This is a genomic window from Methylobacterium sp. J-118 (assembly GCF_057836565.1).
The window spans coordinates 1,420,261-1,445,956 of record NZ_JBYQFA010000001.1; the positions used below are offsets into that span (position 1 = coordinate 1,420,261).

Below are 25,696 nucleotides of genomic sequence, written 5' to 3' on the forward strand. Positions count from 1 at the left end.
TGCCGCCTCCGGAACAAGGCGGGAGTACTTTGTCGGTATGCCGATTGCTCATGTACCGTCGAAGACACCGTTCTCGCCGGTGTCCTGTCCCGGATCGGCACGGAGCTGATCAGAACGGGAACAGGACGGCGACGGGGATGGTGGGCGGCAGGGTCCGCCCCAGCAGGTCAGGGAGCGAGGCGTATGTTCGACTTCTCGACACGAATAAGCGGTGAGCAGCCAGTCCGGATCGTACTTCCGGAGACGGCGCCACGAACGGATCCCCAGGTGATCCTGCGACGCCTGTGGCGGGGACGCGGGTTCATCGCCCTGAGCGCCCTGTTCATGGTCGCGGTGGCGGTGGCGCTGCTCGGCCTGATCCCGCCGCGCTACACGTCCAGCATCCAGGTGCTGGTCGATCCGAGCGACCTGCGCGTCGTCGAGAACGACGTGAACGCCCGGCAGCCCCAGGCGGATAGCGGCGTCTCCATCGCCGAGAGTCAGGTGCGGGTGATCCAGTCCGACAGCGTCCTGCGCCGGGTGATCGCGAAGCTGCACCTCGATCAGGACGACGAGTTCGCCCTGCCGGACGGCAACAATCCGACCCTCGACTGGATCAAGGGCGCGCTCGGCATGCTGCCCCCGGCCGCGAGCCGGGACCCGGTCAACATCGCCCTCGACACGCTCCAGAACCGGCTCAGCGTCCGCCGGGCCGAGCGGACCTTCGTGATCGACATCTCGGTGCAGTCCCGCGATCCCGAGAAGGCCGCGCAGATCGCCAACGCCGTCGGCGATGCCTATTTCGCCGAGGAGACCGCGGCCCGGACCGAGACCGCGCGGCGTGCCTCGGACGCCCTGGCCGGCCGGCTCGCCAGCCTGAAGCGCGACGTCGAGCAGGCCGAGGGTGCGGTCGTCCGCTACCGCGAGGATCACAAGCTCGTGGCGTCGAGCGGGCGCCTCCTCACGGACCAGCAGCTCGGCGACCTCAACCAGCAGCTGGTCACGGCCTCGATCAAGACCGCGGAGGCCAAGTCGCGCCTCGATCAGGCCCGCAAGATGCGCTCCTCGGACCCGAGCACGGCGCTCCCGGAGATGCTGCAATCGCTGGAGATGCAGGCCCTGCGCCAGCAATACGCGACGCTGTCGCGCAACACCGCCGAGCTCGCCACCCGCCTCGGCGAGCGTCACCCGGCCATGGCCGAGCAATACGCCCAGCAGCGCGACCTCCAGCGCCTGATCCAGCGCGAGAAGGAGCGGATCATCGACACGACCCAGAAGGACTACGACCGCGCCGCCGCCAGCGAGACGGCGATCCGGTCCAGTCTCGACCGGGTCAAGACCGAGACGGTGTCCAGCGACCGGGCCTATGTGGGCTTGCGCGAGCTGGAGCGGACCCTCGAAGCCCGCCGGGGCGTCTACGAGGCCTACCTGAAGCGTGCCCGCGAGGCGAGCGAGCAGGAGCGGCTCAACACCACCAACGTCCGGATCATCTCGGCGGCGATCCCCGCCCGCCAGCGGACCTTCCCGCCGTCCCCGAAGATCGTCCTGCCGGTGGCCCTGGTGCTGGGTCTGCTCCTCGGCGGCGCCATCGCCCTGGCGCTCGGCGCCGGCAGCGACCGCCGCCGCACGCAGCGCGCCACCATCCGTCCCGCCGCGAGCTTCCGAGCCGCCGATGCGTAAGTTCTGGCCTCTCGCACTCGACCTCGACGCGGCGGACGCGCTTCATCGGGATGTGGGCACCCTGCGGCTGCCCACCGCCCGGCACCCCGGCCCGACCCTGACGAGCCCGACCGTCGAACTGTTCGGCCTGCGCTTCAACACCGCCAGTGCCGAAACGATCGTGGCCGCGGTGGCGGCCCGGCGGGACGACGGGCCGCGCATGATCGTGACGGCCAATGTCGACCACATCGTCCAACTCAGCGCGGATACGGGCTTCCGCAACGCCTACCACCGTGCCGCCGCCCGGACCCTCGACGGCATGCCGCTGGTCTGGCTGGCGCGGGCGGCCTGCCGCCGGCCTGTCCATCGGGTGACCGGCCACGATCTCCTGGCCTGTGTCCTGAACGACCCGCCTGCCTTCGCCCGGCGGATCTTCCTGGTCTCGGCCCGCCAGGACGCGGCGGATGCCCTGGCGGCCCGCCTGCGGGCGCAGGGACTGCCGGACGGGGCGGTGGCGAGCGCCGTGCCGCCCTTCGGCTTCGAGGCCGACCGGGATTACAGCCGCGCCCTGGCAAAGCGGATCCGGGCCCACGGCACGACATTGCTGGTGATGGGCGTCGGCGCGCCGAAATCCGAGATCTGGGTCGACCGGAATCGGGCGGCTTTGGGCGATCCTGTGGTGTTCTGCGTCGGCGACGCGCTGAACGTCGCCGCCGGCTACCTGAACCGCGCCCCGGGCCTGATGCAGCGCCTCGGCCTCGAATGGATCTTCCGCTTCCTCCAGGCGCCGCGACGGCTGTTCCACCGCTACTTCATCAAGTCCTGGCGCTTCATCGGGATCGTCGCCCGGGACCGGCTCGCCCGTCGCGCCGGCTAGCGCCTGGGCCCGGAGGGCGCCACGCGACAGGGCCGTGGCCGTCCCGCCGGCATCCCACCCTTCCCAAGAGGCGGATTGCGAGGTTTACAGATCGGTTCCGGATGCAGGCAATGGCCGGACCCACGCGCCCTCCCCCTCTGTGGGTTGCCGGATTCACGCTTCGCAGTCTGACACCGACATCATGAGAACAGACCCCTTTTCCCCCCCCTTGCGGGGAGGGGCCGGGGGTGGGGGTGGTGTAGAAGGCACCGCACCACCCCCACCTCACAACGCCTCCCCGCAAGCCCGAGCGATCCCGGGCAAGCCCGGGATCGCCAGGGGAGGAGAGAGCGTCTCGGCCAGCGATGTGTGAATAGCGTAGCTCTGTGGGGGAGGAAGGGCGCGGGTCGGATCGCCCGAATCCCGTGAAGACCGGGACTCGCCAGCCGTTCGTGGACCGTGGGAAATCGCGCCCGGGACGAGACTTCAACCTCAACCGGCATCCGAGAACAGATCGGGCCGCCGCAATTGCAGAGCGAAGAGAAGCGCGAGCGACTTCATGTCGTTGAGCCCCCCGTCGCGGCTCATGGCGGCGAGTTCCCGTAGCGGGATCTCGTGGACCGCCACCGCCTCGCCCTCCGCCGCCAGGCCGCCGCCGGCCCCGGTCCGGTCCTGCGCCCCGTAGGCGGCCAGGAACAGGTCCATCCGCTCGGTGGAGATTCCGGGCATCGACCAGGCGCTGGCGACGAAGTCGAGCGGGCCCAGGCGAAGACCCGTCTCCTCCATCGCCTCGCGCCGCGCCTCGTCCTCGGCCGCCCCCTCGTCGAGCAGTCCGGCCGGCACCTCCAGGTGGGTCGGCGGACCGTCGGAATAGAGGACCGGGGCGCGGAACTGCGAGACCAGCGTGGCGACCCGCCGGTCCGGATCGTAGGGCAGGACAGCGACCGCCCGGCCGTGATCCTCGATCTCCCGGGTGATGCGGGTCCCGTCCGCCTGCATCACTTCGGCCACGAGGAAGCGTGCCCAGCCGTCGTGCACGAGGCGCACGCCCCCGATCCGCAATGCCATGCCGGCCCCACCCCGCCCATCAGATCCTGACGGATCGTTCAGGAATGCGGCGGCTTCGCGGAGAGCGAGATGCGGAAGCGCAGGCGATCCCCGAGCCGCTCGGCCGCGTCGAGGCGGGCGCCCTCCTCGCGCACGAGGTTCGGGATGTCGATCATCGCCAGCGGGTCGGTGCAGGTGACCACGAGGGACCGGCCGGCGGGCAGGCGCCGGAGCGCCTTGCGGGTCCGCAGGACCGGCAGCGGGCATTTCAGCCCGCTCAGGTCGAGGGCGATGCAGTCCGGCTCGTCCCGCACACGGCAAACTCCCGCGCCGCCCGCCGGGCCGACGCCGGGAGCCTCATAGCGGACGGCCCGCGGAAGCGGAAACGCCGGGCAGCGCTCGTCCCGTCAGCCCATCGTCTCGCGGGCGAAAATTGGCCGGCACTCACCACTCGTAGGAACCGAAGGCCGGACCATAATAGCCGGCCGGGTCGGACCAGCTGTAGCGCGGACCGTTGTATCCGTAATCGAACCCCCGCGGGCGTACCGGCGCGTAGGCGTAACCGTAGCCGAACGGCACCGGGTATTGGTACTCGCCGTAGTAGCTGTAGCGCGGCGGTACCCGCGTGACGTCACCGCCGACCGTCCGCCGGCTCTGGCCGACCGGCGCGCGCCCATAACCGTCGAGCGGCGAGTCGGCGGCCAAGCCGGTACCGGCACTCAACGGAAGGAATGCCACCCCGGCCAGGATGGCGGCGGTGAAGCGGATCATGGAACGGTCTCCAATTGGCGGCTGGCTGAGCCTCGGACCGTTCCGATAGCATGCGCGACGTTGAGTCGCGCCTGCGATCACGCCATCAGACAGCCCTCAGAACACGCATTCCGAGAAGGCGGGCCGCACGCAGGCGCCCCAGCGGCCCTCGTAATCGGCGAGCAGCTCGTCGGCCCGGGTCCTGCCAGCCGCAACGATCGCTTCGAGCGGCTGGAGGAAGATCGTCTCGTCGCGGCCCTCGGCATCGCGCCGGCCGCGGGCCCGCAGGCCGGACCGGGCGATCCCCAGGGCCTCGGCCGCGACCGCGCCGAGCGTCGTGTTCGCCACCGGGGTCGCGAGCCCGAGGCGCGGCGCAGTCGCCCGCGCGGCCTCCCGGCTGGCCGCGTTCCATCCCTTCACGAGGTCGAGGGCGGCGTCGAGGGCCGATTCGTCGTAGAGCAGCCCGGTCCAGAAGGCGGCCTGCGCGGCGATCATCCCGGGATCGCCGACATCCGCCCCGCGCATCTCCAGGAAGCGCTTCAGCCGAACTTCGGGAAAGGCGGTCGAGGCGTGGTTCGCCCAATCGGCCACCGTGGCGTATTCCCCCGGGAGCTGCGGCAGCCGGCCGGCCATCAGGTCGCGGAATGATGCGCCCGAGACGTCGTGATAGATGTCACCGCGCTTCACGAAGTACATCGGCATGTCGAGCAGCCAGTCGACATAGGCCTCGTAGCCGAACCCGGCCTCGAAGGCGAAGGGCAGCATGCCGGTGCGGTCGGCGTCGGTGTCGCGCCAGATCTCGGAGCGGCGCGACAGGAACCCGTTCGGCCGGCCATCGGTGAAGGGGGAATTGGCGAACAGCGCGGTGGCGACCGGCTGCAGCGCCAGGGAAGCGCGCATCTTGCGCACCATGTCGGCCTCGGAGGCGAAGTCGAGATTCACCTGCACGGTGGCGGTGCGCAGCATCATGTCGAGGCCGAGGGAGCCGACCTTCGGCATGTAGGACGCCATGATCCGGTAGCGGCTCTTGGGCATCACCGGGGTCTCGTCGCGACGCCAGCGCGGGCTCATGCCGAGGGTCAGGAAGCCGATGCCCAGGGGATCGGCCACCCGCTTCGTCGCCGCCAGATGGGTCGCGAGTTCCGCCGCGGTGGCGTGGACGTCGGGCAGCGCCGCCCCGGACAGTTCGAACTGGCCACCGGGCTCGATCGAGATCGCCCCGCCCTCCTCGGCCGCCAGGCCGATGATGCTGCCTAGGTCGAGGATCGGCTCCCAGCCGGTCTCCCGGGCGAGTCCCTCCAAGAGGGCGCGAATGCCTCGATCCCCGTCATAGGGAACCGGGTCCCGGCCGTCCTGGTAGAACGGGATCTTCTCGTGCTCGGTCCCGATGGCGAACCGCCCGCGCGGCTTCTCGCCCGCCGCGAACCATTCGATCAGTTCAGCGCGCGTGGTGAGCGGCGTGATGTCGTTGCTGTCGCGCGCCATGCGCTGCCTGCCCGTGCGTCTGAACTGAGCCTATGATGTAGGCGCGCCGGGTTGCTCCGGCGGGTCCGACCGGTCCACCCCGCTCTCACGAACGGGGCCCGGGCGGACACCCGCCCCCGACCCCGACGAGCGCGCGGCGCGGGCGGCGTCCGCCCACGGACATAGTCGAGGCGCCGGGAACCCACAACGCGGCGCCGTGAACCGGCGGGCTCCGACCCGTCCCATCCCGGGAAACAATCGCCGGCTGGCCCCTTTCATGTGCGCCGGCACACATCGATCGGGACGGGGATACCCCGTTACCGGGCGTCGCCGAGCACCGCCTGGACCAGGGCCAGGACGGCGACGGCCGCGGTGTCGGCCCGGAGGATCCGCGGTCCCAGGGAGAGGGCGACGGTGTTGGGCCGCGCTCGAATCAGGTCCCGCTCCTCCGCGGAGAAGCCGCCCTCCGGGCCGACCAGCACGGCGAGCGGCGGCGGCGCAAGCGGATCAGCCGCCGCGGCGAGCGCCCGCACCGGATCGCGTACGGGCGCGTCCTCGTCGCAGAACACCAGGAGCCGCTCCGGGGCGAGGCCGGCCAGGGCCTCGGGCAGCCGTTCGGGCTCCGGACAGTCCGGGATCGCCAGGATGCCGCATTGCTCGGCGGCCTCGACGGCGTTGGCGCGCAGCCGGTCCATGTTGACCCGCTCGCCCTGCGTGTACCGCGTGATGACGGGCCGGATCGTGCCCGCGCCCATCTCGACCGACTTTTGCGCGAGGTAATCCAGGCGCGCACTCTTCACGGGTGCAAACAGGTAATGGAGGTCGGCGGGCGCGGGCTGCGGGCGGGTCTGCGCGGCGACGTGCAGGTCGGCGCCCTTTCGCCCGGTCTGGACCAGACGGGCGCGCCACTCGCCGTCGCGGCCGTTGAACACCAGGACGGGATCGTCCGGCCCGCGGCGCAGCACGGTGAGCAGGTAGTTGGCCTGCGCCCGGTCGAGGGGCAGAATCACGCCCGCGGCGAGATCGGCCGCCACGTGGAGGCGTGGAGCAGTGAAGTCGTAGGCCGGCATGCGGGCGTGGTCGCCCGGCGCCGCCGGCCTGTCAACGCGGGACCGATCCCTCGACATGTTGCGAAAAGGTTACGACGCCTTGTTTTTCGCGCCGGGCCCACAGCCGCATGGCGTCGCCCGTTTGCCGCTCGATTGACGCCACATTCCTATGGCGAACCCACAGTTACGTGAAGGAAGCCGGCCGCACGCGGATTCGGCAGGGTCGTCGAGGGAGTCGCGGGATGGCGAAGAGGAGCTTGGGTCTGGGGGCTGCGGTGCTGGCCGGCACCGTCCTGTTCGGGACGGCGGCCTTCGCACAGGGCGCCGCGCCGGAATGCGGCGCCATCCAGAAGACCTTGGCCGAGCGCAAGGCGCTGGTCGGGCGGGCCAATGCGGCCTCCCAGACGAAGAAGAAGATGACGCCGCAGGAAGCCTGCGCCCTGTTCGGGAAGCTTCAGACCAACGGCGCCGAGGGCATGAAGTGGATCACCGCCAACAAGGAATGGTGCTCGATCCCGGATTCCTTCGCCGAAGGCTTCAAGGCCGACCACATGAAGGTCAGCGGTATCCGCACCAAGATCTGCAGCGTCGCCGCCCAGGCGACCAAGATGGAGGCGCAGGCCCGTGCCCAGGCTCAGGCGCAGGCCAATGGCGGCGGCGGCGGCCTGCTCGGAGGCCCGGGCTTGACCGGCAGCTTCAAGCTGCCGCAGGGCGCTCTGTAAGAACGTCTGCGAGGCTCACGGATCCGGCGCGGATCCTCCCTCTGCGGCGGGGGAGGATCGAGATGCGGGACGACCGGAGAGCCGAACGATGAGCGGGCCACCGACGGGCGGGACGGCGATCGAGGATGGGCGCCCGGCCGACGCCGTCACAGGCCACTGGGTCGAGCGGGTCGCGCCGCGGCCGTGGCGCCCCTATCTGCGCCTCGCGCGCATCGACCGGCCGGTGGGCTGGTGGCTGCTGCTCCTCCCGTGCTGGTGGTCGGCCGCGCTGGCGGCGATCGCGGCGGACCAGTCCTTCCCCGATCCCTGGCACTGCCTGCTGTTCCTGATCGGGGCGGTGGCGATGCGCGGGGCGGGCTCGACCTACAACGACATTGCCGACCGCGACCTCGACGCGCAGGTCGAGCGCACCCGCCTGCGCCCCCTCCCCTCGGGGCAGATCCGCCCGCGCCACGCCGCCCTGTTCCTGATGGTCCAGGCCCTGGTCGGGCTGGCGGTGCTCCTGCAGTTCAACGAGCAGGCGATCCTCGTCGGGCTGTGCTCGCTCCTCCCGGTGGCGATCTACCCGTTCATGAAGCGCGTCATGCCCCTGCCCCAGGCCGTCCTCGGGCTGGCCTTCGCCTGGGGGGCGCTGATGGGCTGGGTCGCGGTCTTCGCCCGCCTCGATGCGCCGGCGCTGCTGCTCTATGCGGGCGCGCTGTCCTGGGTGGTCGGATACGATACGATCTACGCGGTGCAGGATATCGAGGACGACGAGATCGCCGGGATCCGCTCCTCCGCCCGCCTGTTCGGACGGCATGTGAGAGGCGCCGTCGGCCTGTGCTACGCCCTGGCGGCCCTGTTCGTGGGGCTCGCTGCCTGGGCGGCCGGGGCGGGCCTGATGGGCTTCCTCGGGGTCGCGGCCTTCGCCGGACATCTCGCCTGGCAGATTCGGTCGCTCAAGGAGCGCGACGGGCGCGGGGCCCTGATGCTGTTCCGGTCGAACCGGGATGCCGGCCTGATCCTGTTCGCCGGCCTTGCCACGGACGCGCTGCTGCGCGGTCTCGCCTGAGAGCCGTCGGGGCGGTCAGGTGCGGGCGATGATCTCGTTCTCGCCGCGGAAGATCTGCGGCCGCGCCGGGAGGCGTCCGGTCTTGCGGCGGGTCAGGAACCGCGGGCGGCGGCCGCCGAGCCCGGCATGACGGCGCCGGATGCGCACCCGACCGAGGATCACGCGGCCGAGCTGCTCGGTCACGGGGACGCGCACCCCGTCCTCGCGGACGATCATCCGCGCCAGACCGGCGCGGGCCGCGATGTCGCGCCACACCGCGACCACGTCGTCCTCGTCGAAGCTGCCGAGGCGATGCAGTTCCTCGCCCTCGGCATCGACCAGGATCAGGCTGAACCGGTCGGACCCGGTGATCTCGGCATCCTCGACGGCGTAGGCGAGCGCGATCCCGACGGCCCTGCGGGCGCCGGGGGTGCGGCCGATCACCGGAAGCGGCGAGACCATTAGGTGGGGGGGGGCCTCGGCACCCTGCATGCGCTGTCCCGCGTGATGTTCGTCCACGAACGGCGAAGTGTTCATCGGTCCGGATCCCTTGAGCAAGTGGCGGCACCGACCGGGCCGTCCGTTATGCCAAGCAAAATCGCACCCGAACTCCTCCACGCCGCTTAAGAGCCGTCCTTAAGCGATTCTGGACGGCGCCGTCATTTGCGGAATGCTCAATGCTTCCTTGAATGCTCAACATTTCCTTGCGCGGATTGGTCGTTATCGATTGATCAACCAGCATCCTTGTGGCGGTGCGGGCGGCGCCGTACAACGGCAGGGTCGGGTGCGCGATCCTTCCGCGCCCGGCCCCCTCAGCCCGAATGCGCGGACGTCCGTTCGACCGGATGCACGGTGCGGCGGGGCTCTCCGGCCCTCACGGATCTCACGCGGAGCGCGATGCCCGAGCCTCTCACCGACGATGCGGTATCCGCCCTGATGCCGGAGCTGCGCGCCGTCATGCGCGAGGCCGCCGACATCGCGCGGCCCTTCTTCCGGCTCGGCGGTCAGACCTCCGCCCGGATCTGGTCGAAGGCCGGCGGCTCGCCGGTGACCGAAGCCGACGTCGCGGTGGACGCCTTCCTGAAGGTCCGCCTCAGCGCGCTCGTCCCGCGGGCGGCGTGGCTGTCGGAGGAGACGGCGGACGATCCGGCCCGCCTCGGCCACGACCTCGTCTGGATTGTCGACCCGATCGACGGGACCCGGGCGTTCCTATCGGGCCATCCGGATTGGTCGATCGCGGTGGCGCTGCTGGCCGACGGCGAGCCGGTGATCGGATTCGTCCACGCGCCGGTCGGCGACGCGGATTACGAGGCGGTGCACGGGCGCGGCGCGACCCGGAACGGCGTACCGATCCGGGTCGATCCCCGCGCGCGCCTCGCCGGCGCTCGCATCACCGGCCCGAAGCCGATGCTCGACCGCCTGGCACGGGGTGCCGGGCCGAATCCCGACTTCGAATCGATCGCCCGGATCCCGTCCCTCGCCCTGCGGCTCGCGCGGGTGGCGGACGGGACCGTCGATATCGGAATGGTGTCCGGTCACGCCCGCGACTGGGATCTCGCGGCGGCGGACCTCGTCCTGCGGGAGGCCGGCGGGGTCGTCTGCGACTTCACGGGCGCAGCGACCCCCTACAACCGGCCCGACCCGGTTCACGGCGAACTCCTCGCCGCCTCGACGGCCCTGCGCGATCCCGTCCTGGCGGCCTGGGGCCGCTGAGGACGGCGGCGCCGGCCGTTGTCAGGCCGCCACAGCGGCTTCGCGCACCATGACCGCGGCAGGGGCGAGCCCGAGGCGGTCGGCGAGATGCCAGTGCAGTTCCCGTGAGGAATGGTAGTTGTAGGACCGGTCGATCAGGTGACTGACATCGATCCCGGTATGGTCCGCGGTCCTGGCCTGGGCCAGCTTGCCGACCCGGAAGGTCGGGGCGTCGGTCACCGGTGAACGGATGCCGCGGCGGCGTGTGTACTCGAACAACATAAGTGTTTTTCTTTTCTGGTCTTTTCTGGACCGGACGTTCGTACCGCCCGGTATCGTGTTGGGGATTTGCCTCCGGCGCGACCTGGGACCGGGCGGTTTCGCCCGGGACGGTAGCGTCGGAAGGGAGAGCCGCATCGTGCGGCCGAATCAGGGTCCCGCCGCCGTCTCCCGCCGGGCGGGAGCCCCGCGGGCATCGATCCGCGCGGGGGATTGGCGCGGGACCCGCAGAGCCGGAAGGATCAGGCTGCCTGCAGGTTGCTGGCGGCGTCCTTGCCGCTGCGCTTGTCGGTCAGGATCTCGTAAGAGACCCGCTGGCCTTCGATGAGATTGCGCATTCCGGCGCGCTCGACGGCCGAGATGTGAACGAACACGTCCTTGCCGCCGTCGTCGGGCTGGATGAAACCGTAGCCCTTCGTCTCATTGTACCATTTCACAGTGCCGGTATTCACGTATTGTACCTCGTTCGTCCATGGGCCATTCGCGCGGCACGACGGCCGCGTGATGCACCACGGTCTTTCTGGATTTGGCCAGGGTGGCGGGGCGCGAGACGCTGAACCGTGTAAAGCGTCAGCCTCGGTGGGTAAGCCCCCCGAGAACGTATTTAATCGCTGGCTGCGGCCGCAACAAGGCGCCGGCCGCGTATCTTCTGCGTCGCAGGCCGGGACGAAGGCGCGGCCGCGGCGCGCCGCCCCCTGTGTTTTCGGGCCTCCGCGATGCATATACGGAGTGCGTGCAAGCAGTTACGACGCGCGGCTCTGGACGATACATGGCAGGCATATCGGTCTCGCTGGACGGTGCGAACATCCAGCTGTCCTTCCAGAAGGACGATCAAGCGACGGCGGTGGTGATGGATGCCCGGGCCGCCCGCGCCCTGGTGCGCGCCGTCGGGCAGCTGCTCACGGCGATCGACGACACCGACGAGCCGGACATGACCGACGAGATGGGCGACGAGGACATCGCCATGCTCGAAGTGACGTCCTCGGCAATCGAGATCGGCACCGACGACGAGGGCCAGGCGGTGGTCGCTCTTCAGGCCGGCGCGTTGCCGCCGTTCCAGCTACGCCTGACCGACGAAGAGGCCCGCCACGTGGTGACGAGCCTCTCGGAGATCCTCAACGCGCCGCGCGACGTTCGCACCTCGCACGGCGGCCACTGACGCTCGGATCACATGCGCGTGCCGGGATCGGTGGGTGTGCCGGGGAAGACGTCGGGCTCGGAGCCCGGACCGCCCGGTTCGCCGATGCCGGGATCGTTCACCGGATAGGGTGTGCGCGGTCCGGTCGGCCCGATATCGGGCTCCTCATCGGGGATCGGCGGGGGCGGCGGCAGATCGCCGGGCGTGGGCTCGGGTAGGCCGGGATTGGCCATGACGCGGCTCCTGTTGGCTTGGGATCCGGACCAACGGACCGGGCTCGCGTGGGTTCCGAGGCCGCGTGGCGGGTTCGCGACCCGGCTGGACACCGGAACGGGGCGCTCGGCGTCGGGATTGGCCGCCTATCCGCGCTCGCCCGCGATCTCAAGCACCGTGCAACCGCATATCGGCCGCCCGTACTCGTCGGTCCCCTCGACGGTGACGCGGTGCGCACCCGGCGCGAGGTCGTCGGGCAGCCGCGCCGTCCAGATGTGGGTCGAGGGCGTCGCCTGCACCCAGCTCTTCTTGGTCTCCGGGTAGCGCGCAAAGAGTTCGGTGACGAAGGGGTCGAGCCGGCGGGTCCGCGCCATCGCCAGCGGCGGCCGGTCGCCGATCCGGGCGGTCAGGCGCGTGCGCGGCCCGCCGTCGAACACGTTCACCACCAGGGTTGTATCGGGAAGCGCGTCCTGCGGCACCGGCGGCCGGAGACCCTGGACCGGCCGGGTCGAGCGGATCACCTCCACGGCGCCGACGCGCGCCTCGCTCTCGAACAGGATGCGCATCGTCTCGTCGGGCTGGCCCTGCGCGGCGACGTAGCGGGTCGTGTAGTCGGTGCCGCGGATCGACAGGACGTGAAACCCATTCGGCGTCCCGTCGCGGCTGTCGGCCGAGGGGATGCCCGTGCGCGTGTCGGGCCCGCTCCACCACGAGCCCGAGACGGCGGTCAGCACGTGATGGTGGTGCCCGTCGGCCGGGTAATGGTGCTCGGTCGTGTGGGTGTGGCCCGAGAGGCTCAGCACCCGGCGCCCCGCCAGCAGATCGAGGAGGGCAGCGCGGTCGAGGGTGATGCCGTGGGGATCGTCCGGCGTCGTATCGGTGAACAGCGGGATGTGCATGGCCAGCACGATCAGGTCGTCCTGCGGGATCTCCGGCAGGAGGTTGCGCAGGAAGGCCAGGCTGCGGTCGCCGATATGCCCCCGGTAGGTGTTGGCGCCGACCGGGACCGGCGGCCCCAACCACTCGACGTTGTCGAGCATCACGAACCAGGCCCGCCCGTGCCGGAACGCGTAGGTCGGCGCGCCGTAGACCCGCTTCCAGGTCTCGCGGCTGTAGCGGGCATCCGGGGCCTGCATGTTGAGGTCGTGGTTGCCCGGCAGGCTGTACCAGGGCAGCCCGATCCGCCCGACGATGCGATTGGACCGGCCGTAGAGCGAGAGATCGTCGAACAGGACGTCGCCGGCGGTCAGGCCGAAGGCCGCCGGGATCGCCATGGCGCGGGCGACCGCCGTATCCCGCACGTGGTCGAGTTCGAACCGGCTCTCGGGCTGGGGATCGGTGAACAGGACGACATCGAAATCCGCCGGCTCATCGACCCGGGTCAGGGTGAAGTCGATGGACGCCGGCAGCGGCCCGGTCGGCGCGACCCCGGGATAGCGCAGGCCGATCTCGGCGGGCGTGCCGTTCGGCTGGTGGATGTAGGAATGGCGCGGCACGTTGTCGGCGTCGCGCGGGAGGGCGTAGCCCGGCGGCTTGATCACGAAGACGGCGCCGTCGCCCGGCATCGGCAGGCGATAGCGGCCCTGATCGTCCGTGCGCGCGATCTCGCGGCCGTTCGAGACCAGTACGCCGGGGAGCGGAGTCCGGCCGGCCCCGGCCGTGGCGCCGGCATAGACGATCCCGGTGGCCTCCGCGGCCCCCTGGGCCTCTGCCCGGCCGGCCACGAGCCCCAATCCGGCGAGGCCCGCCACGGTCTCCCGGCGGGTGAGGCGTCCATCTCCGGAGGTCGATTCGCGCGACATCGGGGCTCCTGTCGGAATTCCAAGCCAGTGCCGAGGCAGGAAGCCGGCAAACCCGCTCCCGCGACGTGGCCCCAGCGGCCAAGCAGATCCGTTTGACCGGGCGATGACAGCGGCGTTCCCAAACGCGCGAGGCCCGCATCTCGGGGGAGATGCGGGCCTCGGATGATTCGGAAGCGGGTCGGCAGCGCCGGCCGGCGGACTATTCCTCGTCGCCGGGCTCGAAGGTCTGCGGCATCGGCTCGGCGCTGGCGACCGGGGTCGGCGCGCCGATGGTCGAGGGGACGTTCACGCCGTCGCGCTTGTAGATGTCGTCGCGGAACTGAACCACGCCGTCCGGGGTCGACCAGGCCGTGATGTAGGTCCAGTAGACCGGCACCGGCTGGGCGATGTTGGCGTCGACGCGCTTGCCGCTCTCGATCGCTTCCTCGACCTTCTGGCGGTCCCAGCCGGGCGTGTCCTTCAGGAGCCACGTGATGTACTCGCGCACGTTCTGCACGCGCACGCAGCCCGACGAGATGAAGCGGAAATCGTCGCCGAACACGCCCTTGGTGTTCGTGTCGTGCATGAACACGCCGTAGGGGTTCGGGATGTTGATCCGGACGATGCCCATCGAGTTGAAGTCGGCGCCGGAATCCTGCCGGTAGGTGTAGCGCGTGCCCTCGTCGGAGTTCCAGTTCACCGATTTCGGCGAGACCTCCTGGCCGTTCGACAGGATGCGGATCCGGTTGTCCGTGAGGTAGTTCGGATCCTTCTGCATCTTCGGGATCAGGTCCTTCTTCACGATCGAAGCCGGGACCGTCCAGGTCGGGTTGAAGTTGATCTGCGTCGCCTTGGTGTTCATGATCGGCGACTGCCGGTCGATCTTGCCGACGCCCGCGGCGTGGAGCGTCACGACCTGGCCGTTCTCCACCGTCTCGACCAGGGCGGCCGGGATGTTGGTGATTACGAAGCGCCGGCCGAGATCGCCCGAATAGGAGCGCAGGCGCACGACGTTGGTCTCGAGCTGGCGCAGGCGCACGTCGGCGGGAACGTTCATCGCCTGCTGGGTGGCGAGGCTCATCGTGCCGGTCTGGCTGAGGCCGTGGCGGGACTGGAAGCGCTTCACGCCGGCGGCGACGTAGGAATCGTACACGCCTGAGCCGCCGGCGGCGGCATCGAGGTCGCCGGTGACGATCAGGCGCTGGCGCACGGCGGCCACGGCCGGGCCGCGGGAGCCGATGCGCAGGTGCTCGGCGCCGGAGACCGGGCGCCAGCCGCCGCGGGTGACGATGTCCTTGTAGCGCTCGACCATCTGCTCGGTCGCCGCCACGGTCTGGGGCGAGAGGATCGGCACCGTCTCGCGCTGCACCTGCATGCCGGCGGGCGACGCGTAGTCCTGCGCCCATTCGGCCTGTGCGTAATTGCCCTGGTCACGGGCCTCCGCGGCGCCGAGGCCCAGGGCGCTCAGGGCGGCCACGCTCAGGAGGGTGGTGAACCGGTTTTGTGCCGTCATGCGCATCGGTCGCTGGCTCTGGTCCGGAGTCTGTTCGGATCGTGGCGGGAGGGATCGTCTCGGCCGCCACGCTGTCGGGTTGACGCTTAAGACTCCCTATCGAAGGGGCCGGATTGTGGCATCGCGGTGCGCCAGCGCACGCCGCGTTCGGCTGCGGCCCGCCGGCAACAGCCACGACCCTCCGGGTGTGGCAGGACTGCCATAGGCGTTGGAAGCGCACGGGGTGCGGGAGCAGCATGGGACCGGGTCCGACCACGGGGAATCGTCGCGGGGGTCCTCAGGCCCGGCCGCTGCGCGCCGTGATCGCCGTGCTGGCGCTCTATGCCTTCGTCCTTCAGGCCTTCCTCGGTGGCCTGATGCCGATGCCGGCGGCGGCCGACGGGATCTGCGCGCAGCATTCCGCGGACGGGTCGGATTTCGGCAAGGCGGTCCCGCACGGTCACGGCGATTGCTGCACGGCGGCTCAGGTCACCGGCACCGCGCTTCCGCCCCGGGAGGCCCCCTCGGCGGTCGCGTGGATCGCGCCGGCGCACGCGTGCGCCGGCTTCGGACAGCCTGCCGAACCCTGCGCCCGCCCCCCGCCCGGGGGCGGCACGTCACCCAGGGGACCGCCGACGGCCTGAGCGATCGTTTGCCAACGGATCCCTCAGGACGGATGCATTCCCATGAAAAGTCTCGTTTCGGCCGTGCTCGGCCTCGGCCTCGTCGCCTCCGCGGCACAGGCCCACGCGGTGCTGGAGCGCAAGCAGGCGAGCCCCGGCTCGTCCTATCGCGGCGTCGTCCAGATCATGCACGGCTGCTCCGGCAAGCCGACCACCCGGGTGAGCGTCACGATCCCGGAGGGGCTGATCGGCGCCAAGCCGATGCCGAAGCCCGGCTGGACGGTGGCGACGACCCGCGGCGCCTACGCCCGGACCTACACCACCCACCACGGCACCGCCTCCGAGGGCGTGACGGCGATCACCTGGAGCGGCGGCTCGCTGCCGGACGACGCGGTCGACGAATTCACCTTCCTCGCGCAGGTGGCCGACACGTTCGAACCCGGCGCGACCGTCTACGTCCCGGTGCAGCAGGATTGCACGGAGGGCGGCTATTCCTGGTCCGAGATCCCGAAGGCCGGCCAGGACGCCCATGACCTGAAGGCGGCGGCACCCGCCTTCCGCATCGTACCGGCCGCGGCCCAGACGACCGCCGCGGCGGCAACCGCGACCGCTACCCCGGTGAAGGCTGGCGACCTCAGCATCGAGACACCGTGGCTGCGCGCCACCCCGAACGGCGCCAAGGTGGCGGGCGGCTATGTCCGCATCACCAACACCGGCAGCACCCCGGACACGCTGACGGGGGCCGCTGTGCCCTTCGCCAAGACGGGCGACATCCATTCCATGTCGATGGAGGGGGGCGTCATGAAGATGGCGCCGGTCTCCGAGGGCCTGACCATCAAGCCCGGCGATACCGTGGAGCTGAAGCCCGGCGGCTATCACCTGATGTTCGAGGGTCTCACCGGCGCGCCCAAGGCCGGGGAGACCGTATCCGGGACACTGACCTTCCAGCGGGCCGGCACCGTTCCGGTGACCTTCTCGGTGGCGCCGATCGGTGCGTCCACGCCCGCCGGCCAGCACCAGCATCAGCACTAGCGGTCCGGCCGGAGCAACGCACCGCGCATCGACAGTCCCGAGCGCCCCATGGCGTGCGCCCGATCCTACGGCACCCGGACCGGAGCCCCGGAGCGGCGATCCCGGCTGAGTCCGGCCGGGCGCCGCCTCGTGGCGATCCTCGTCCTGTATGCGCTCGCGCTCCAGAACGTCCTCGGCGGCCTCGCGATGGCCGCCGCGGCGGCGCCGGAACACGTCCTGTGCCTATCCGGCGGCACGATCGACGGGCCGGGGCCGGACGATCCGCACGTTCCGGCCCATGGGCCGATGGCCTGTTGCGTCGCGTGCCATACCGCGAGCCCGGCCGCCCTTCCCGCCCCGGCGCCGGCCGAAGCGGTGCCGGCCCTCTACCCGGTCGCGCTCATCCGGTCGCGGCCGCCGCGCAGCGCGCTGCCACGGGCGCCCCCCGCGGCGGGTCCCCGCGCCCGAGCCCCTCCCCCCGTCGTCTGATCCGATCGCCCCTGCCCGATCCTCAGACACGGACACGATTCCATGCCCCGCCTCATCCGGGCCGGCCGCCGCGCCGCCCTGTCGCTCCTCGCCTGCGCCACGCCATCGGCGGCCCGGGCCCAGGTCCCCGCCGTCGCCCTGCCCGAACTCAGCGTCGTCGGCAGCGCCACGCCCACCGGGCCGCTCCCGGGGGAATCACGCGGCTCGCTCTCCGTCCCGAGCGTCGATCGCCAGCGCGCGGCGCTCTACCAGACCGTGGGATCCGTCGCCTTCGTGGACGCCGCGACGCTCCAGGACCGCTACGCCAACACCATCCGGGACGTCCTCAAGGACGTGCCCGGCGTCTACGTGCAGGAGCGCTACGGCCAGGAGTTGCGCCTGTCCGTGCGCGGCTCCGGGATCGCCCGGGGCTATCACCTGCGCGGAATCGAAATCCTCCAGGACGGCATCCCGTTCAACCTCGCGGATGGCAGCGGCGACTTCTACCAGATCGACCCGCTCGCCCTGCGCGCGGTGGAGGTCTACAAGGGCGGGAACGCCCTCACCTTCGGGGCGACGACGCTCGGCGGCGCGATCAACTTCGTCACGCCCACCGCCTACACGGCGCTTGCCCCCAACATCCTGCGGATCGACGGCGGCAGCTTCGGCACGATCCGCGAGCAGGCGCAGATGTCCCGCATCGACGGGCCGCTCGACGTGCTGGTCAACGCGACGCTGACGAATTCCGAAGGCTTCCGCGCCCACGAGGCGCAGGCGACGAAGAACTTCAACGCCAATATCGGCTACCGGATCGCCCCCGACATCGAGACCCGCTTCTATCTCGGCACCTACCTCACCGACCAGAAGCTGCCGGGCAGCCTGACGCTGGGCCAGAGCCTCACCACCCCGACCCTGGCCAATCCCACCGCGATCACCGGCAACCAGTCGCGCAAGGTCGAGACCGAGCGGATCGCCAACCGCACCTCGTTCCTCCTCGACGTCGGCAAGCTCGACGTGGACAGCTGGGCGATCCACAAGAGCCTGTACCACCCGATCTTCCAGGCGATCGACCAGGACGGCTGGACCTACGGGATCAACCCGCACTGGGCCGGGACCTTCGATCTCGGCGGTTTTCGCGATGACGTGGTGCTGGGCCTGCGCGCCCTCGCCGGCCAGAACTCGGCGCTGCAATTCGTCAACATCCGCGGCCAGCGGGGCACGCAGACGCTGAATTCGCTCCAGAGCGCCTCGAGCTACGAGGCCTACGGGGAGAACCGGTTCTGGTTCCTGCCGGACGTGGCGCTGATGACCGGCGCCAAGGCATTCTCGTCGAACCGCACCTACAGCGACAAGGGTGGCCTCCCCGGGGACGTGACCCCGCGTTTCGCCGACGCGACCTATGCGGGCATCAACCCGAAGATCGGCCTGCTCTGGCAGCCGCTCCCCGAAGTGCAGCTGTTCGGCGACGTGACCCGGTCCAGGGACGTGCCGGACTTCGGCGACCTCGTTCAGCAGAACCTGTTGAACACCACCTTCGTGCCCCTGCGGGCGCAGCGGGCCTGGACCTACGAGGCCGGCGCCCGCGGCCGGATCGACCGCCTCGCCTTCGACGTGACGCTCTATCGATCTGACCTGCGCGACGAGCTGATCAACTTCTCGACCAATCCCGGCCTCAACATCCCGGCCGCGACCTTCAACACGCCGCGCTCGATCCACCAGGGCGTCGAGGCGGCCGTGACCCTCGACCTCGCCCGCGACCTCGTCGGAGCGGGCGACGGCATGAGCCTGACGCAGATCTGGACCCACAACGACTTCCGGTTCGTCCGCGACCCGGTCTTCGGCAACGACCGGATCGCCGGCATCCCCACGGACGTGCTGCGCACCGTCCTGACCTATCGCCACCCGAGCGGCCTGCACATCGCGCCGGCCGTCGACTGGGTGCCCCAGGGCGCCTTCGCGGATCATGCCAACACCCTGCGGGTGCCGGGCTACGCGCTCTTCGGCGTCGAGGCCGGAATCGACTTCGCCAACGGCGTCGCCCTGTTCGTCGATGCGCGCAATCTCACGGACGCGCGCTATGTTTCGGACATCGCGGTGGTGGCCAATGCCAGGACCGCCGGGGGCGTGAGCGGACTGGCGGCATTCTATCCGGGCAGTGGCCGGAGTGTATTCGGCGGCCTACGCGCGGCGTTCTGAGCGCTGGTATGCGATCAAGAAGAACATATCTGACGGTTCGGCAATCCGTTAAGGTTAAGAAAGGATGAACCCTGATGCCACCGTCGATCGGCGCTAGGATTGCAGCGTCGTCGGACAGCACGGGACCAGGCGTCCCACATCCGGACGGACAGGGCCGTCGGACGGCACAGGAGAGGCAGGATGAACGGCTTCGATGTCACGTTCCGGGACGATCAGGACTGGGTCGATTTCGGCAAGTCCTATGTCAACTCGGAAGCGTTCAAGGCCCTCTTCCGCGAGGGGATGAAGCTGGTTGAGGAGACGGCGGCCTATCTCGATGGCGAGGGGCGGGACGAATCGCGCCTGGTCTCGCGCGACGCGACGCTGAGCTACGCCGCCGAGAGCATGCGGCTCACCACGCTGCTCATGCAGATCGCGTCCTGGCTTCTGGTGCAGCGCGCGGTCGCCGAGGGCGAGATGACGCCGGCCGAGGCCCTCCAGGAGAAGCACCGGGTCAAGCTCGGCAGCAGCGAGCCGCCGAGGCCCCAGGATTTCAATCTCCTGCCGATGCGCCTTCAGCACCTGATCGTGCGGGCACGCCGCCTGCACAGCCGCATCCTCCACCTCGACGTGCTGATCACGGAGGATCGCCCGACCCCGGCCCCCGTGGAGAGCCCGGTGGCCCAGCAGCATGGCCTGCTGCGGATGGCGTTCCGCATGCGCGAGGGCTGAACCGGCGCCGGGATACGCAAAAGAACGGGCGGCCGCTTTCGGTGACCGCCCGCTTTGAAAACGCCGCGCCCGAGGGGCGGCGGATCCGGGATCAGCGCTTGCCGAGGTTGCCGAACCGCGAGTTGAAGCGCGAGACACGGCCGCCGCGATCGAGCATCTTCTGCTCACCGCCGGTCCAGGCCGGGTGGGTGAGCGGATCGATGTCGAGGTTGAGGGTGTCGCCCTCCTTGCCGTAGGTCGAACGGGTCCTGTACTCGGTCCCGTCCGTCATCACGACCTTGATGAAGTGGTAGTCGGGATGCTCAGTCCCCTTGGCCTTTGCGGCCGCGTCCTTCGCCATGACCTGTGGTCCCTGATCTGGCACGCCGGCGGGAAGCGCAGGAGGCGCCGCCCGGCCCGGAATGCGGAAGATGTCACCGGTTGCACCGAACCGTAGGTTCGTGGCAACGGCACGTCCAAGCCGACCGTGGTGGCGGCCCGCGGCCATTGAACACACGCAATCGGATGAGCGGCGGCGTATACCGCAGGCTCTCCCCGGTCACAAGCGCCGCGGACCGGAGATCGGACACAAGAGGCGTGATGGCCCGTAAGACCAAGGCGGCCGCCGAGAGCCGTCCCAAAGCCCCGCTGAGCGCGCTCAGGCCGCTGGTCCCGTTCGCGCTGCGCTACCGCGGCCGGATCGTCGCAGGTCTCGTTGCCCTGGTCTGCGCGTCGGCCTCGACGCTGGTCGTGCCCGTGGCCATGCGCCGGGTGATCGACCACGGCTTCACGGCGGACGGCTCGGGCGTCATCGACGCCTATTTCCTGGCGCTGCTCGGCGTCGTGGCGGCCTTCGCCCTGTCGAGCGCCGCGCGGGTCTACACGGTGGTGACGCTGGGCGAGCGTGTGGTGGCGGATCTGCGCAGCGCCGTCTTCGCCCGGCTCACGATCCTCGATCCCGCCTTCTTCGACCGGGCGCAATCGGGCGAGATCGTCTCGCGGCTCACCGCCGACGCGACGCAGATCAAGTCCGCCTTCGGGGTCTCGGTGTCGATCCTGCTGCGCAACCTGTTCCTGTTCGTCGGCGCCACCGCCATGATGGTGATCACGAGCCCGCGCCTGTCCGTGATGGTGCTCGCCGCCATTCCGGTGATCGTCTTCCCGCTGATCCTGTCGGGCCGGGGCGTGCGCCGGCGCTCCCGGGCCGCCCAGGATCGGCTCGCCGAGGCCTCGGCCTACGCCGCCGAGGCGGTCGGGGCGGTGCGGACCATGCAGGCCTTCGGACGGTCGGGCACCACGGCGGCCCGGTTCGCCACCGCCTCCGAGGAGGCCTACGGGGCCGCCCGCGCCTCGATCCAGGCGCGGGCGCTGCTCACCGGCGTGGCGATCTTCCTGATCTCCGCCTCGGTGGTGGGGGTGATGTGGTACGGCGCGCAGGGCGTCCTCGCCCACACCATGACCGGGGGCGAACTCTCGCAGTTCGTCCTCTACGCGGTGTTCGGCGCCGGGGCCCTGGGCCAGCTCTCCGAGGTCTACGGCGACCTCGCCATGTCGGCCGGGGCGGCCGAGCGCCTCACCGAGATCCTGGCCACGGAACCCGCGATCCGCGCGCCGGTCCCCGCGCTGCCGCTGCCCGAGCCCGCACGCGGGGCCGTGACCTTCGAGGCCGTGCGCTTCGCCTATCCGACCCGTCCCGGCCACACCGCTTTGGACGGCCTGACCTTCGCGGCGGCCCCCGGCGAGCGGATCGCCATCGTGGGACCGTCCGGAGCCGGCAAGTCGACGGTGCTGCAACTGCTCCTGCGCTTCTACGACCCGCAGGGGGGCCGGATCGTAGTCGACGGCGCCGACATCGCGCAGGTCGATCCCGAGGCGCTGCGCGCCCGCATCGCCCTGGTGCCGCAGGACCCGGTGGTGTTTTCCGGCACCGTCACGGAGAACATCCGCTACGGCCGCCCGGAGGCCGGCGAGGCGGAGATCCGGCACGCGGCCGAACTCGCCAACGCGCACGGCTTCATCACGGCCCTGCCGCAGGGCTACGCCACCCAGGTCGGCGAGCGCGGCGTGACCCTGTCGGGCGGCCAGCGGCAGCGCATCGCCATCGCCCGGGCGATCCTCAAGGACGCGCCGATCCTGCTCCTCGACGAGGCGACCTCGGCGCTCGACGCGGAATCCGAGCGGGCCGTCCAGGCCGCCCTGGACACCCTGATGCGCGGGCGCACCACCCTCGTCATCGCCCACCGGCTCGCCACGATCCGCGCCGCGGACCGGATCCTCGTCCTCGACGACGGGCGCATCGTCGAGACCGGGACCCACGAGAGCCTGCTGGCCCAAGGTGCGCTCTACGCGCAGCTCGCCAACCTGCAATTCACCGACGCCCTCGACGAGACCGCCCGGGGCAAGGAGCCCCGCACCCGCGGGGAGCGGCTGCCGGCGGCCGAATGAGTCCGCGACCCCGGGACAGGGATCGCGTCCCGGTATAGACAGGCCGTCATGCCGACGCTCGACCTCGCCCGCTTCCCGCGCCTGCCGCTGCTGGCGCTCCCGACGCCGATCGAGCCCCTAGACGGGCTGGCGGCCCATCTCGGGGATACCCTCAACGGCGTCCGGATCTTCGTGAAGCGCGACGACGTGGCGGGGATCGGGCTCGGCGGCAACAAGCTGCGCAAGCTCGAATACCTGCTCGGCGCCGCCAAGGCCGCGGGCGCTGACACGGCGATCACGGTGGGCGCCATCCAGTCGAACCACGCGCGGCTGACGGCGGCCGCCACGGCGCGGGCGGGACTCGCCTGCGAGCTGTTCCTCACCCGCAGCGTGCCGCGCCAGGATCTGGACTACACCGGCAACGGCAATCGCCTGCTCGACGACGTGTTCGGCGCCACCGTTCACGAATTGCCGGGCGAGGCCGATTCCCTGGCGGCCGCCGAGGCGCGGGCGACGGAGCTTCGGGCCGAAGGCCGCGCCGTCTACACCTTTCCCTCCGGCGGCTCGAGCCCGACCGGCTGCCTCGGCTACGCCAATTGCGCCGCCGAGATCCTGGCGCAGGCGGAGGATCTCGGCCTGAGCTTCGCGCAGATCGTCACCGCCAACGGCAGCGCCGGCACCCATGCGGGTCTCGTGTCGGGGCTCGCCGCGATGGATATCGATCCGCGCCTGGCGAAATCCTACGCGGTGCTCGCCGAGGAAGGGCGCGCCCGGGCGGAGGTGCTGGAGAAGGCCAACGCCACGCTGGCGCTGATCGGAGCGGCGCGGCGCGTCACGGCGCAGGAGATCGATCTCGACGGGCGCCATCGCGGCCCCGGCTACGGGATCCCCACCGCCGGGATGCTGGAGGCCGTCCGGCTGCTGGCGCGGACCGAGGGCAAGCTCCTTGATCCGGTCTACAGCGGCAAGGCCTTCGCGGGTCTGCTGCACGATGTCCGGGGCGGGCTGTACCCGGCGGGATCGGCGGTGCTGTTCCTGATGACCGGCGGCACGCCTGGGATCTTCGCCTACAAGGACGCGCTGGCGGGCTGAGCGGGGCGCTCAGGCGGACCGGGACGCGGCCGCTACCGCTACCGCTCGGTGAGCTTCATCTCAATGCGGCGGTTCCGGGCATAGGCGTCTTCGGTGGTGCCGGGATCGAGCGGCTGGAACTCGCCGAAGGCCCCGGCCAGGAGGTGCTGCGAGGCGATCCCCTTGCCGGCGAGGTACTGCACCACCGCGATGGCGCGGGCCGCCGAGAGCGCCCAGTTCGACGGGAATTGCGGCGTGCTGATCGGCCGGGCATCGGTGTGACCGTCGACCCGCAGCACCCAGGGCAGGTCCGCCGGGATCTGCCGGGCGAGGTCCGAGATCGCCCCGGCGATCCGGTCGATCTCGGGACCCGCCTCGGGCTTGAGGGTCGCCGAGCCCGCCGGGAACAGCACCTCCGATTGCAGCACGAAGCGGTCTCCGACCACCCGGATGTCCGGCCGGTTGCCGAGGATCTGGCGCAGCCGTCCGAAGAAGTCCGAGCGGTAGCGGGCCAGCTCTTGGACCTTCTGCGCCAGCGCGACGTTCAGCCGGCTGCCGAGTTCGGCGATGCGGACCTGGGATTCCCGGTCCCGGCTCTCGGAGGCCGCGAGCGCATCTTCGAGGGCGGCGAGCTGGCGGCGCATGGCGCTGATCTGCTCGTTCAGCAGATCGATCTGGGACAGGGCCCGCTTGGTCGCGCCGCGCTCGGCGTCGAGCTGCTTGTCGAGGGCGCCCGCCGCGCCCTGGCTGACGGTGGCGGCCTCGGCCTGTGACTTCGCCTGATCGCGCTCGGCCTCGACGCCCGCCAGCGTCGTGCGCAGGTTGCGGACCTCGTCCTCCTGGGTGCGGCGGCTCGAACGCTCCAGGGCGAGGAGGTCGGTGAGGTCGGAGATCTGCCGGTTGAGCTTGGCCAGGGTCTCGTCCCGGCCGGTCAGCTCCTGCGACAGGAAGAACTGCCCGACCACGAACACCGTGAGCAGGAACACCACCGCCAGCAGCAGCGTCGCCAGCGCGTCGACGTAGCCCGGCCAGACGTTGAGGGTGCGCCGGGACCGCGCCGCCGTGGACGCCATCAGACCCGCTCCCGGCCGAGCCGGTCGAGCACCTGCTTCAGCTCGCGCTCCCGGCTCGCCTGCGCCTCGACCCAGTCGCGGATCATCTGCTGCTCGGCGCGCATGTGCTGCACGAGGCCCTGGATGCCCTCGGCGAGGTTGGTCATGGCGAGCGTCGCGGCGCGGCTGCCCCCGCCCTCGGCCACCAGCGCCGTCAGCCGCTCGATCGCCTCCTTCAGGTCCTGCGTGCCGGCCGCCGACCGGACCGGCGCGGCCGCGCCGGCCACGGCCTCGCCGGACATCAGCCAATCCTGCAATTCGTTGTGGAAGCGGGCATGGGCCTGGCCCGCCTGGAGCTCCAGGAACCCGGTGATCAGCGAGGAGGCGAGGCCGAACAGCGAGGCCGAGAAGGCGAGGCCGATCCCCGACAGCGGCACCGCCAGGCCCGATTTCAGCTCGTCGAACATCACCCCGGCATCGCCGCCGCCGCGCATGCCCTTGATCACGCCGCCCACCGCCGAGAGCGTGTCGATCAGGCCCCAGAAGGTGCCGAGCAGGCCGAGCAGGATCAGGATCCCGGCGATGTAGCGCAGGATCTCGCGCCCCTCGTCGAGGCGGGCCGCGATGGTGTCGAGATAGCCGGACGTGCCCGGCAGCGTCGTCCCGGCGACCCGGGCCGCGATCATCGGCGCCATCGGGGCCAGCAGGGCGGGCGGACGCCTCGCCTGGGTGCCCCGCGCCGCGGCGTTGACGGCGGCGACCTCCCGGAACAGCCGGACGACCTGCCCGAAGGCGATCAGGATGGCGATGAGCAGCACGCCCAGGATGAGGCCGTTGAGCCCCGGATTGGCCAGGAAGGCCGGCGTGATCTGCTTGAACAGAATGAAGGCCAGGAAGCCGACGAGGATCAGAAAGACAACCATCCGCCCGAGATAGATCCCGGGCCGGGCCAGCGGTTCCCCGTTGATTTCGCCGGTCTCGCGGGCGGCCATCAGTCGCTCTAGCCTGAT

Annotated in this window: 27 protein-coding genes; 13 read left to right on the plus strand and 14 right to left on the minus strand. The window is 70.8% G+C overall.

All coding sequences use genetic code 11. The annotated features are described in order from the left end of the window. Window positions 1-267 precede the first annotated feature (267 nt). Window positions 268-1,659: a GumC family protein gene (locus tag AC3IF3_RS06855; RefSeq protein WP_243967844.1), complete on the plus strand. Its 1,392-nt coding sequence runs from the start codon at window positions 268-270 to the stop codon at window positions 1,657-1,659. Beyond that, window positions 1,652-2,515 carry a WecB/TagA/CpsF family glycosyltransferase gene (locus tag AC3IF3_RS06860; RefSeq protein WP_489227939.1) on the plus strand — a complete coding sequence of 288 codons (864 nt, stop codon included), beginning with the start codon at window positions 1,652-1,654 and terminating at the stop codon, window positions 2,513-2,515. The genes AC3IF3_RS06855 and AC3IF3_RS06860 overlap by 8 nt, the downstream gene beginning before the upstream one ends. 471 nt (window positions 2,516-2,986) lie before the next feature. Here the strand turns inward: AC3IF3_RS06860 and AC3IF3_RS06865 are convergent, their stop codons facing one another. The 5 genes from AC3IF3_RS06865 to AC3IF3_RS06885 form a co-directional block, all read right to left on the minus strand. After that, window positions 2,987-3,562: an NUDIX domain-containing protein gene (locus AC3IF3_RS06865; protein ID WP_243967847.1), complete on the minus strand. Its 576-nt coding sequence runs from the start codon at window positions 3,560-3,562 to the stop codon at window positions 2,987-2,989. Window positions 3,563-3,600: 38 nt separating this feature from the next. Beyond that, a complete protein-coding gene (locus AC3IF3_RS06870) occupies window positions 3,601-3,855 on the minus strand; it encodes a sulfurtransferase TusA family protein (protein WP_243967849.1) in 255 nt (84 codons plus the stop codon). A gap of 130 nt (window positions 3,856-3,985) precedes the next feature. Beyond that, entirely contained in the window at window positions 3,986-4,312 is a 327-nt protein-coding gene (locus tag AC3IF3_RS06875) for a hypothetical protein (protein WP_489227940.1), read from the minus strand. Between the two features lie 96 nt (window positions 4,313-4,408). Further along, window positions 4,409-5,776 (minus strand): glutamate--cysteine ligase, encoded by a 1,368-nt coding sequence (locus AC3IF3_RS06880; protein ID WP_489227942.1) that lies wholly within the window; start codon window positions 5,774-5,776, stop codon window positions 4,409-4,411. Between the two features lie 296 nt (window positions 5,777-6,072). Next, window positions 6,073-6,825 (minus strand): 16S rRNA (uracil(1498)-N(3))-methyltransferase, encoded by a 753-nt coding sequence (locus AC3IF3_RS06885; RefSeq protein ID WP_243967852.1) that lies wholly within the window; start codon window positions 6,823-6,825, stop codon window positions 6,073-6,075. Between the two features lie 221 nt (window positions 6,826-7,046). Between AC3IF3_RS06885 and AC3IF3_RS06890 the strand changes: the two genes are divergently transcribed. Next, the gene (locus AC3IF3_RS06890; RefSeq protein WP_243967853.1) at window positions 7,047-7,526 is read left to right on the plus strand and encodes a hypothetical protein; all 480 of its coding nucleotides are present in this window, start codon (window positions 7,047-7,049) and stop codon (window positions 7,524-7,526) included. Between the two features lie 88 nt (window positions 7,527-7,614). Further along, the gene (ubiA, locus tag AC3IF3_RS06895; RefSeq protein ID WP_243967854.1) at window positions 7,615-8,577 is read left to right on the plus strand and encodes a 4-hydroxybenzoate octaprenyltransferase; all 963 of its coding nucleotides are present in this window, start codon (window positions 7,615-7,617) and stop codon (window positions 8,575-8,577) included. Window positions 8,578-8,592: 15 nt separating this feature from the next. Here ubiA and AC3IF3_RS06900 read toward each other — a convergent pair whose 3' ends face one another. Next, window positions 8,593-9,048: a DUF6101 family protein gene (locus AC3IF3_RS06900; RefSeq protein WP_489231258.1), complete on the minus strand. Its 456-nt coding sequence runs from the start codon at window positions 9,046-9,048 to the stop codon at window positions 8,593-8,595. A 405-nt stretch (window positions 9,049-9,453) separates the two neighbouring features. Between AC3IF3_RS06900 and AC3IF3_RS06905 the strand changes: the two genes are divergently transcribed. Next, entirely contained in the window at window positions 9,454-10,269 is an 816-nt protein-coding gene (locus AC3IF3_RS06905) for an inositol monophosphatase family protein (RefSeq protein WP_489220232.1), read from the plus strand. Between the two features lie 21 nt (window positions 10,270-10,290). On the opposite strand, the gene AC3IF3_RS06910 is transcribed toward AC3IF3_RS06905, so the two are convergent. Together AC3IF3_RS06910 and AC3IF3_RS06915 are read right to left on the minus strand one after the other, a co-directional pair. After that, window positions 10,291-10,530: an AsnC family transcriptional regulator gene (locus tag AC3IF3_RS06910; protein ID WP_489220233.1), complete on the minus strand. Its 240-nt coding sequence runs from the start codon at window positions 10,528-10,530 to the stop codon at window positions 10,291-10,293. Window positions 10,531-10,769: 239 nt separating this feature from the next. Next, entirely contained in the window at window positions 10,770-10,979 is a 210-nt protein-coding gene (locus tag AC3IF3_RS06915) for a cold-shock protein (protein WP_243967857.1), read from the minus strand. Between the two features lie 317 nt (window positions 10,980-11,296). Between AC3IF3_RS06915 and AC3IF3_RS06920 the strand changes: the two genes are divergently transcribed. Beyond that, window positions 11,297-11,686, plus strand: a complete 390-nt coding sequence (locus AC3IF3_RS06920; protein WP_243967858.1) for a hypothetical protein — start codon at window positions 11,297-11,299, stop codon at window positions 11,684-11,686. 8 nt (window positions 11,687-11,694) lie between these two features. Here the strand turns inward: AC3IF3_RS06920 and AC3IF3_RS06925 are convergent, their stop codons facing one another. From AC3IF3_RS06925 to AC3IF3_RS06935, 3 genes are all read right to left on the minus strand, one after another. Continuing rightward, window positions 11,695-11,898, minus strand: coding sequence for a hypothetical protein (locus AC3IF3_RS06925; protein WP_243967860.1), 204 nt, complete (start codon window positions 11,896-11,898; stop codon window positions 11,695-11,697). Between the two features lie 126 nt (window positions 11,899-12,024). Continuing rightward, window positions 12,025-13,680: a calcineurin-like phosphoesterase C-terminal domain-containing protein gene (locus tag AC3IF3_RS06930; RefSeq protein WP_489227944.1), complete on the minus strand. Its 1,656-nt coding sequence runs from the start codon at window positions 13,678-13,680 to the stop codon at window positions 12,025-12,027. Window positions 13,681-13,879: 199 nt separating this feature from the next. After that, window positions 13,880-15,178: a L,D-transpeptidase family protein gene (locus tag AC3IF3_RS06935; RefSeq protein WP_243967864.1), complete on the minus strand. Its 1,299-nt coding sequence runs from the start codon at window positions 15,176-15,178 to the stop codon at window positions 13,880-13,882. A gap of 230 nt (window positions 15,179-15,408) precedes the next feature. Here AC3IF3_RS06935 and AC3IF3_RS06940 point away from each other — a divergent pair, with 230 nt between their 5' ends. The 5 genes from AC3IF3_RS06940 to rcdA all read left to right on the plus strand — a co-directional run bounded on the left by AC3IF3_RS06940 (window position 15,409) and on the right by rcdA (window position 20,160). Continuing rightward, the gene (locus AC3IF3_RS06940) at window positions 15,409-15,795 is read left to right on the plus strand and encodes a hypothetical protein (RefSeq protein ID WP_489227946.1); all 387 of its coding nucleotides are present in this window, start codon (window positions 15,409-15,411) and stop codon (window positions 15,793-15,795) included. 42 nt (window positions 15,796-15,837) lie between these two features. Further along, window positions 15,838-16,806, plus strand: a complete 969-nt coding sequence (locus tag AC3IF3_RS06945; RefSeq protein WP_489227947.1) for a copper chaperone PCu(A)C domain-containing protein — start codon at window positions 15,838-15,840, stop codon at window positions 16,804-16,806. A gap of 48 nt (window positions 16,807-16,854) precedes the next feature. Beyond that, window positions 16,855-17,274 (plus strand): hypothetical protein, encoded by a 420-nt coding sequence (locus tag AC3IF3_RS06950; RefSeq protein ID WP_489227949.1) that lies wholly within the window; start codon window positions 16,855-16,857, stop codon window positions 17,272-17,274. 42 nt (window positions 17,275-17,316) lie between these two features. Further along, on the plus strand, window positions 17,317-19,449 hold the full coding sequence (locus tag AC3IF3_RS06955) for a TonB-dependent receptor family protein (RefSeq protein WP_489227951.1): 2,133 nt from the start codon (window positions 17,317-17,319) through the stop codon (window positions 19,447-19,449). Between the two features lie 180 nt (window positions 19,450-19,629). Beyond that, window positions 19,630-20,160 carry a protease adaptor protein RcdA gene (gene rcdA / locus AC3IF3_RS06960; RefSeq protein ID WP_243967869.1) on the plus strand — a complete coding sequence of 177 codons (531 nt, stop codon included), beginning with the start codon at window positions 19,630-19,632 and terminating at the stop codon, window positions 20,158-20,160. A 91-nt stretch (window positions 20,161-20,251) separates the two neighbouring features. Here the strand turns inward: rcdA and rpmE are convergent, their stop codons facing one another. Continuing rightward, entirely contained in the window at window positions 20,252-20,500 is a 249-nt protein-coding gene (gene rpmE / locus AC3IF3_RS06965) for a 50S ribosomal protein L31 (protein ID WP_010682778.1), read from the minus strand. 239 nt (window positions 20,501-20,739) lie between these two features. Between rpmE and AC3IF3_RS06970 the strand changes: the two genes are divergently transcribed. Both AC3IF3_RS06970 and AC3IF3_RS06975 read left to right on the plus strand, forming a co-directional pair. Then, window positions 20,740-22,584 (plus strand): ABC transporter transmembrane domain-containing protein, encoded by a 1,845-nt coding sequence (locus AC3IF3_RS06970; RefSeq protein WP_489227952.1) that lies wholly within the window; start codon window positions 20,740-20,742, stop codon window positions 22,582-22,584. Between the two features lie 48 nt (window positions 22,585-22,632). Continuing rightward, window positions 22,633-23,655 carry a D-cysteine desulfhydrase family protein gene (locus AC3IF3_RS06975; protein ID WP_243967872.1) on the plus strand — a complete coding sequence of 341 codons (1,023 nt, stop codon included), beginning with the start codon at window positions 22,633-22,635 and terminating at the stop codon, window positions 23,653-23,655. A 38-nt stretch (window positions 23,656-23,693) separates the two neighbouring features. On the opposite strand, the gene AC3IF3_RS06980 is transcribed toward AC3IF3_RS06975, so the two are convergent. Together AC3IF3_RS06980 and AC3IF3_RS06985 are read right to left on the minus strand one after the other, a co-directional pair. Beyond that, entirely contained in the window at window positions 23,694-24,707 is a 1,014-nt protein-coding gene (locus tag AC3IF3_RS06980) for a peptidoglycan -binding protein (RefSeq protein ID WP_489227953.1), read from the minus strand. Further along, entirely contained in the window at window positions 24,707-25,678 is a 972-nt protein-coding gene (locus AC3IF3_RS06985) for a MotA/TolQ/ExbB proton channel family protein (protein ID WP_243967876.1), read from the minus strand. The genes AC3IF3_RS06980 and AC3IF3_RS06985 overlap by 1 nt, the downstream gene beginning before the upstream one ends. Between the last annotated feature and the right edge of the window lie 18 nt (window positions 25,679-25,696).

Bases quoted from the DNA above. Each gene is read 5' to 3' on its own strand.
- AC3IF3_RS06860 (WP_489227939.1), top strand. From the start codon at position 1,652: ATGCGTAAGTTCTGGCCTCTCGCACTCGACCTCGACGCGGCGGACGCG.
- AC3IF3_RS06865 (WP_243967847.1), bottom strand. From the start codon at position 3,562: ATGGCATTGCGGATCGGGGGCGTGCGCCTCGTGCACGACGGCTGGGCA.
- AC3IF3_RS06875 (WP_489227940.1), bottom strand. From the start codon at position 4,312: ATGATCCGCTTCACCGCCGCCATCCTGGCCGGGGTGGCATTCCTTCCG.
- AC3IF3_RS06880 (WP_489227942.1), bottom strand. From the start codon at position 5,776: ATGGCGCGCGACAGCAACGACATCACGCCGCTCACCACGCGCGCTGAA.
- AC3IF3_RS06885 (WP_243967852.1), bottom strand. From the start codon at position 6,825: ATGCCGGCCTACGACTTCACTGCTCCACGCCTCCACGTGGCGGCCGAT.
- AC3IF3_RS06890 (WP_243967853.1), top strand. From the start codon at position 7,047: ATGGCGAAGAGGAGCTTGGGTCTGGGGGCTGCGGTGCTGGCCGGCACC.
- ubiA (WP_243967854.1), top strand. From the start codon at position 7,615: ATGAGCGGGCCACCGACGGGCGGGACGGCGATCGAGGATGGGCGCCCG.
- AC3IF3_RS06900 (WP_489231258.1), bottom strand. From the start codon at position 9,048: ATGCAGGGTGCCGAGGCCCCCCCCCACCTAATGGTCTCGCCGCTTCCG.
- AC3IF3_RS06905 (WP_489220232.1), top strand. From the start codon at position 9,454: ATGCCCGAGCCTCTCACCGACGATGCGGTATCCGCCCTGATGCCGGAG.
- AC3IF3_RS06910 (WP_489220233.1), bottom strand. From the start codon at position 10,530: ATGTTGTTCGAGTACACACGCCGCCGCGGCATCCGTTCACCGGTGACC.
- AC3IF3_RS06920 (WP_243967858.1), top strand. From the start codon at position 11,297: ATGGCAGGCATATCGGTCTCGCTGGACGGTGCGAACATCCAGCTGTCC.
- AC3IF3_RS06925 (WP_243967860.1), bottom strand. From the start codon at position 11,898: ATGGCCAATCCCGGCCTACCCGAGCCCACGCCCGGCGATCTGCCGCCG.
- AC3IF3_RS06930 (WP_489227944.1), bottom strand. From the start codon at position 13,680: ATGTCGCGCGAATCGACCTCCGGAGATGGACGCCTCACCCGCCGGGAG.
- AC3IF3_RS06935 (WP_243967864.1), bottom strand. From the start codon at position 15,178: ATGCGCATGACGGCACAAAACCGGTTCACCACCCTCCTGAGCGTGGCC.
- AC3IF3_RS06940 (WP_489227946.1), top strand. From the start codon at position 15,409: ATGGGACCGGGTCCGACCACGGGGAATCGTCGCGGGGGTCCTCAGGCC.
- AC3IF3_RS06945 (WP_489227947.1), top strand. From the start codon at position 15,838: ATGAAAAGTCTCGTTTCGGCCGTGCTCGGCCTCGGCCTCGTCGCCTCC.
- AC3IF3_RS06950 (WP_489227949.1), top strand. From the start codon at position 16,855: ATGGCGTGCGCCCGATCCTACGGCACCCGGACCGGAGCCCCGGAGCGG.
- AC3IF3_RS06955 (WP_489227951.1), top strand. From the start codon at position 17,317: ATGCCCCGCCTCATCCGGGCCGGCCGCCGCGCCGCCCTGTCGCTCCTC.
- rcdA (WP_243967869.1), top strand. From the start codon at position 19,630: ATGAACGGCTTCGATGTCACGTTCCGGGACGATCAGGACTGGGTCGAT.
- rpmE (WP_010682778.1), bottom strand. From the start codon at position 20,500: ATGGCGAAGGACGCGGCCGCAAAGGCCAAGGGGACTGAGCATCCCGAC.
- AC3IF3_RS06970 (WP_489227952.1), top strand. From the start codon at position 20,740: ATGGCCCGTAAGACCAAGGCGGCCGCCGAGAGCCGTCCCAAAGCCCCG.
- AC3IF3_RS06975 (WP_243967872.1), top strand. From the start codon at position 22,633: ATGCCGACGCTCGACCTCGCCCGCTTCCCGCGCCTGCCGCTGCTGGCG.
- AC3IF3_RS06980 (WP_489227953.1), bottom strand. From the start codon at position 24,707: ATGGCGTCCACGGCGGCGCGGTCCCGGCGCACCCTCAACGTCTGGCCG.
- AC3IF3_RS06985 (WP_243967876.1), bottom strand. From the start codon at position 25,678: ATGGCCGCCCGCGAGACCGGCGAAATCAACGGGGAACCGCTGGCCCGG.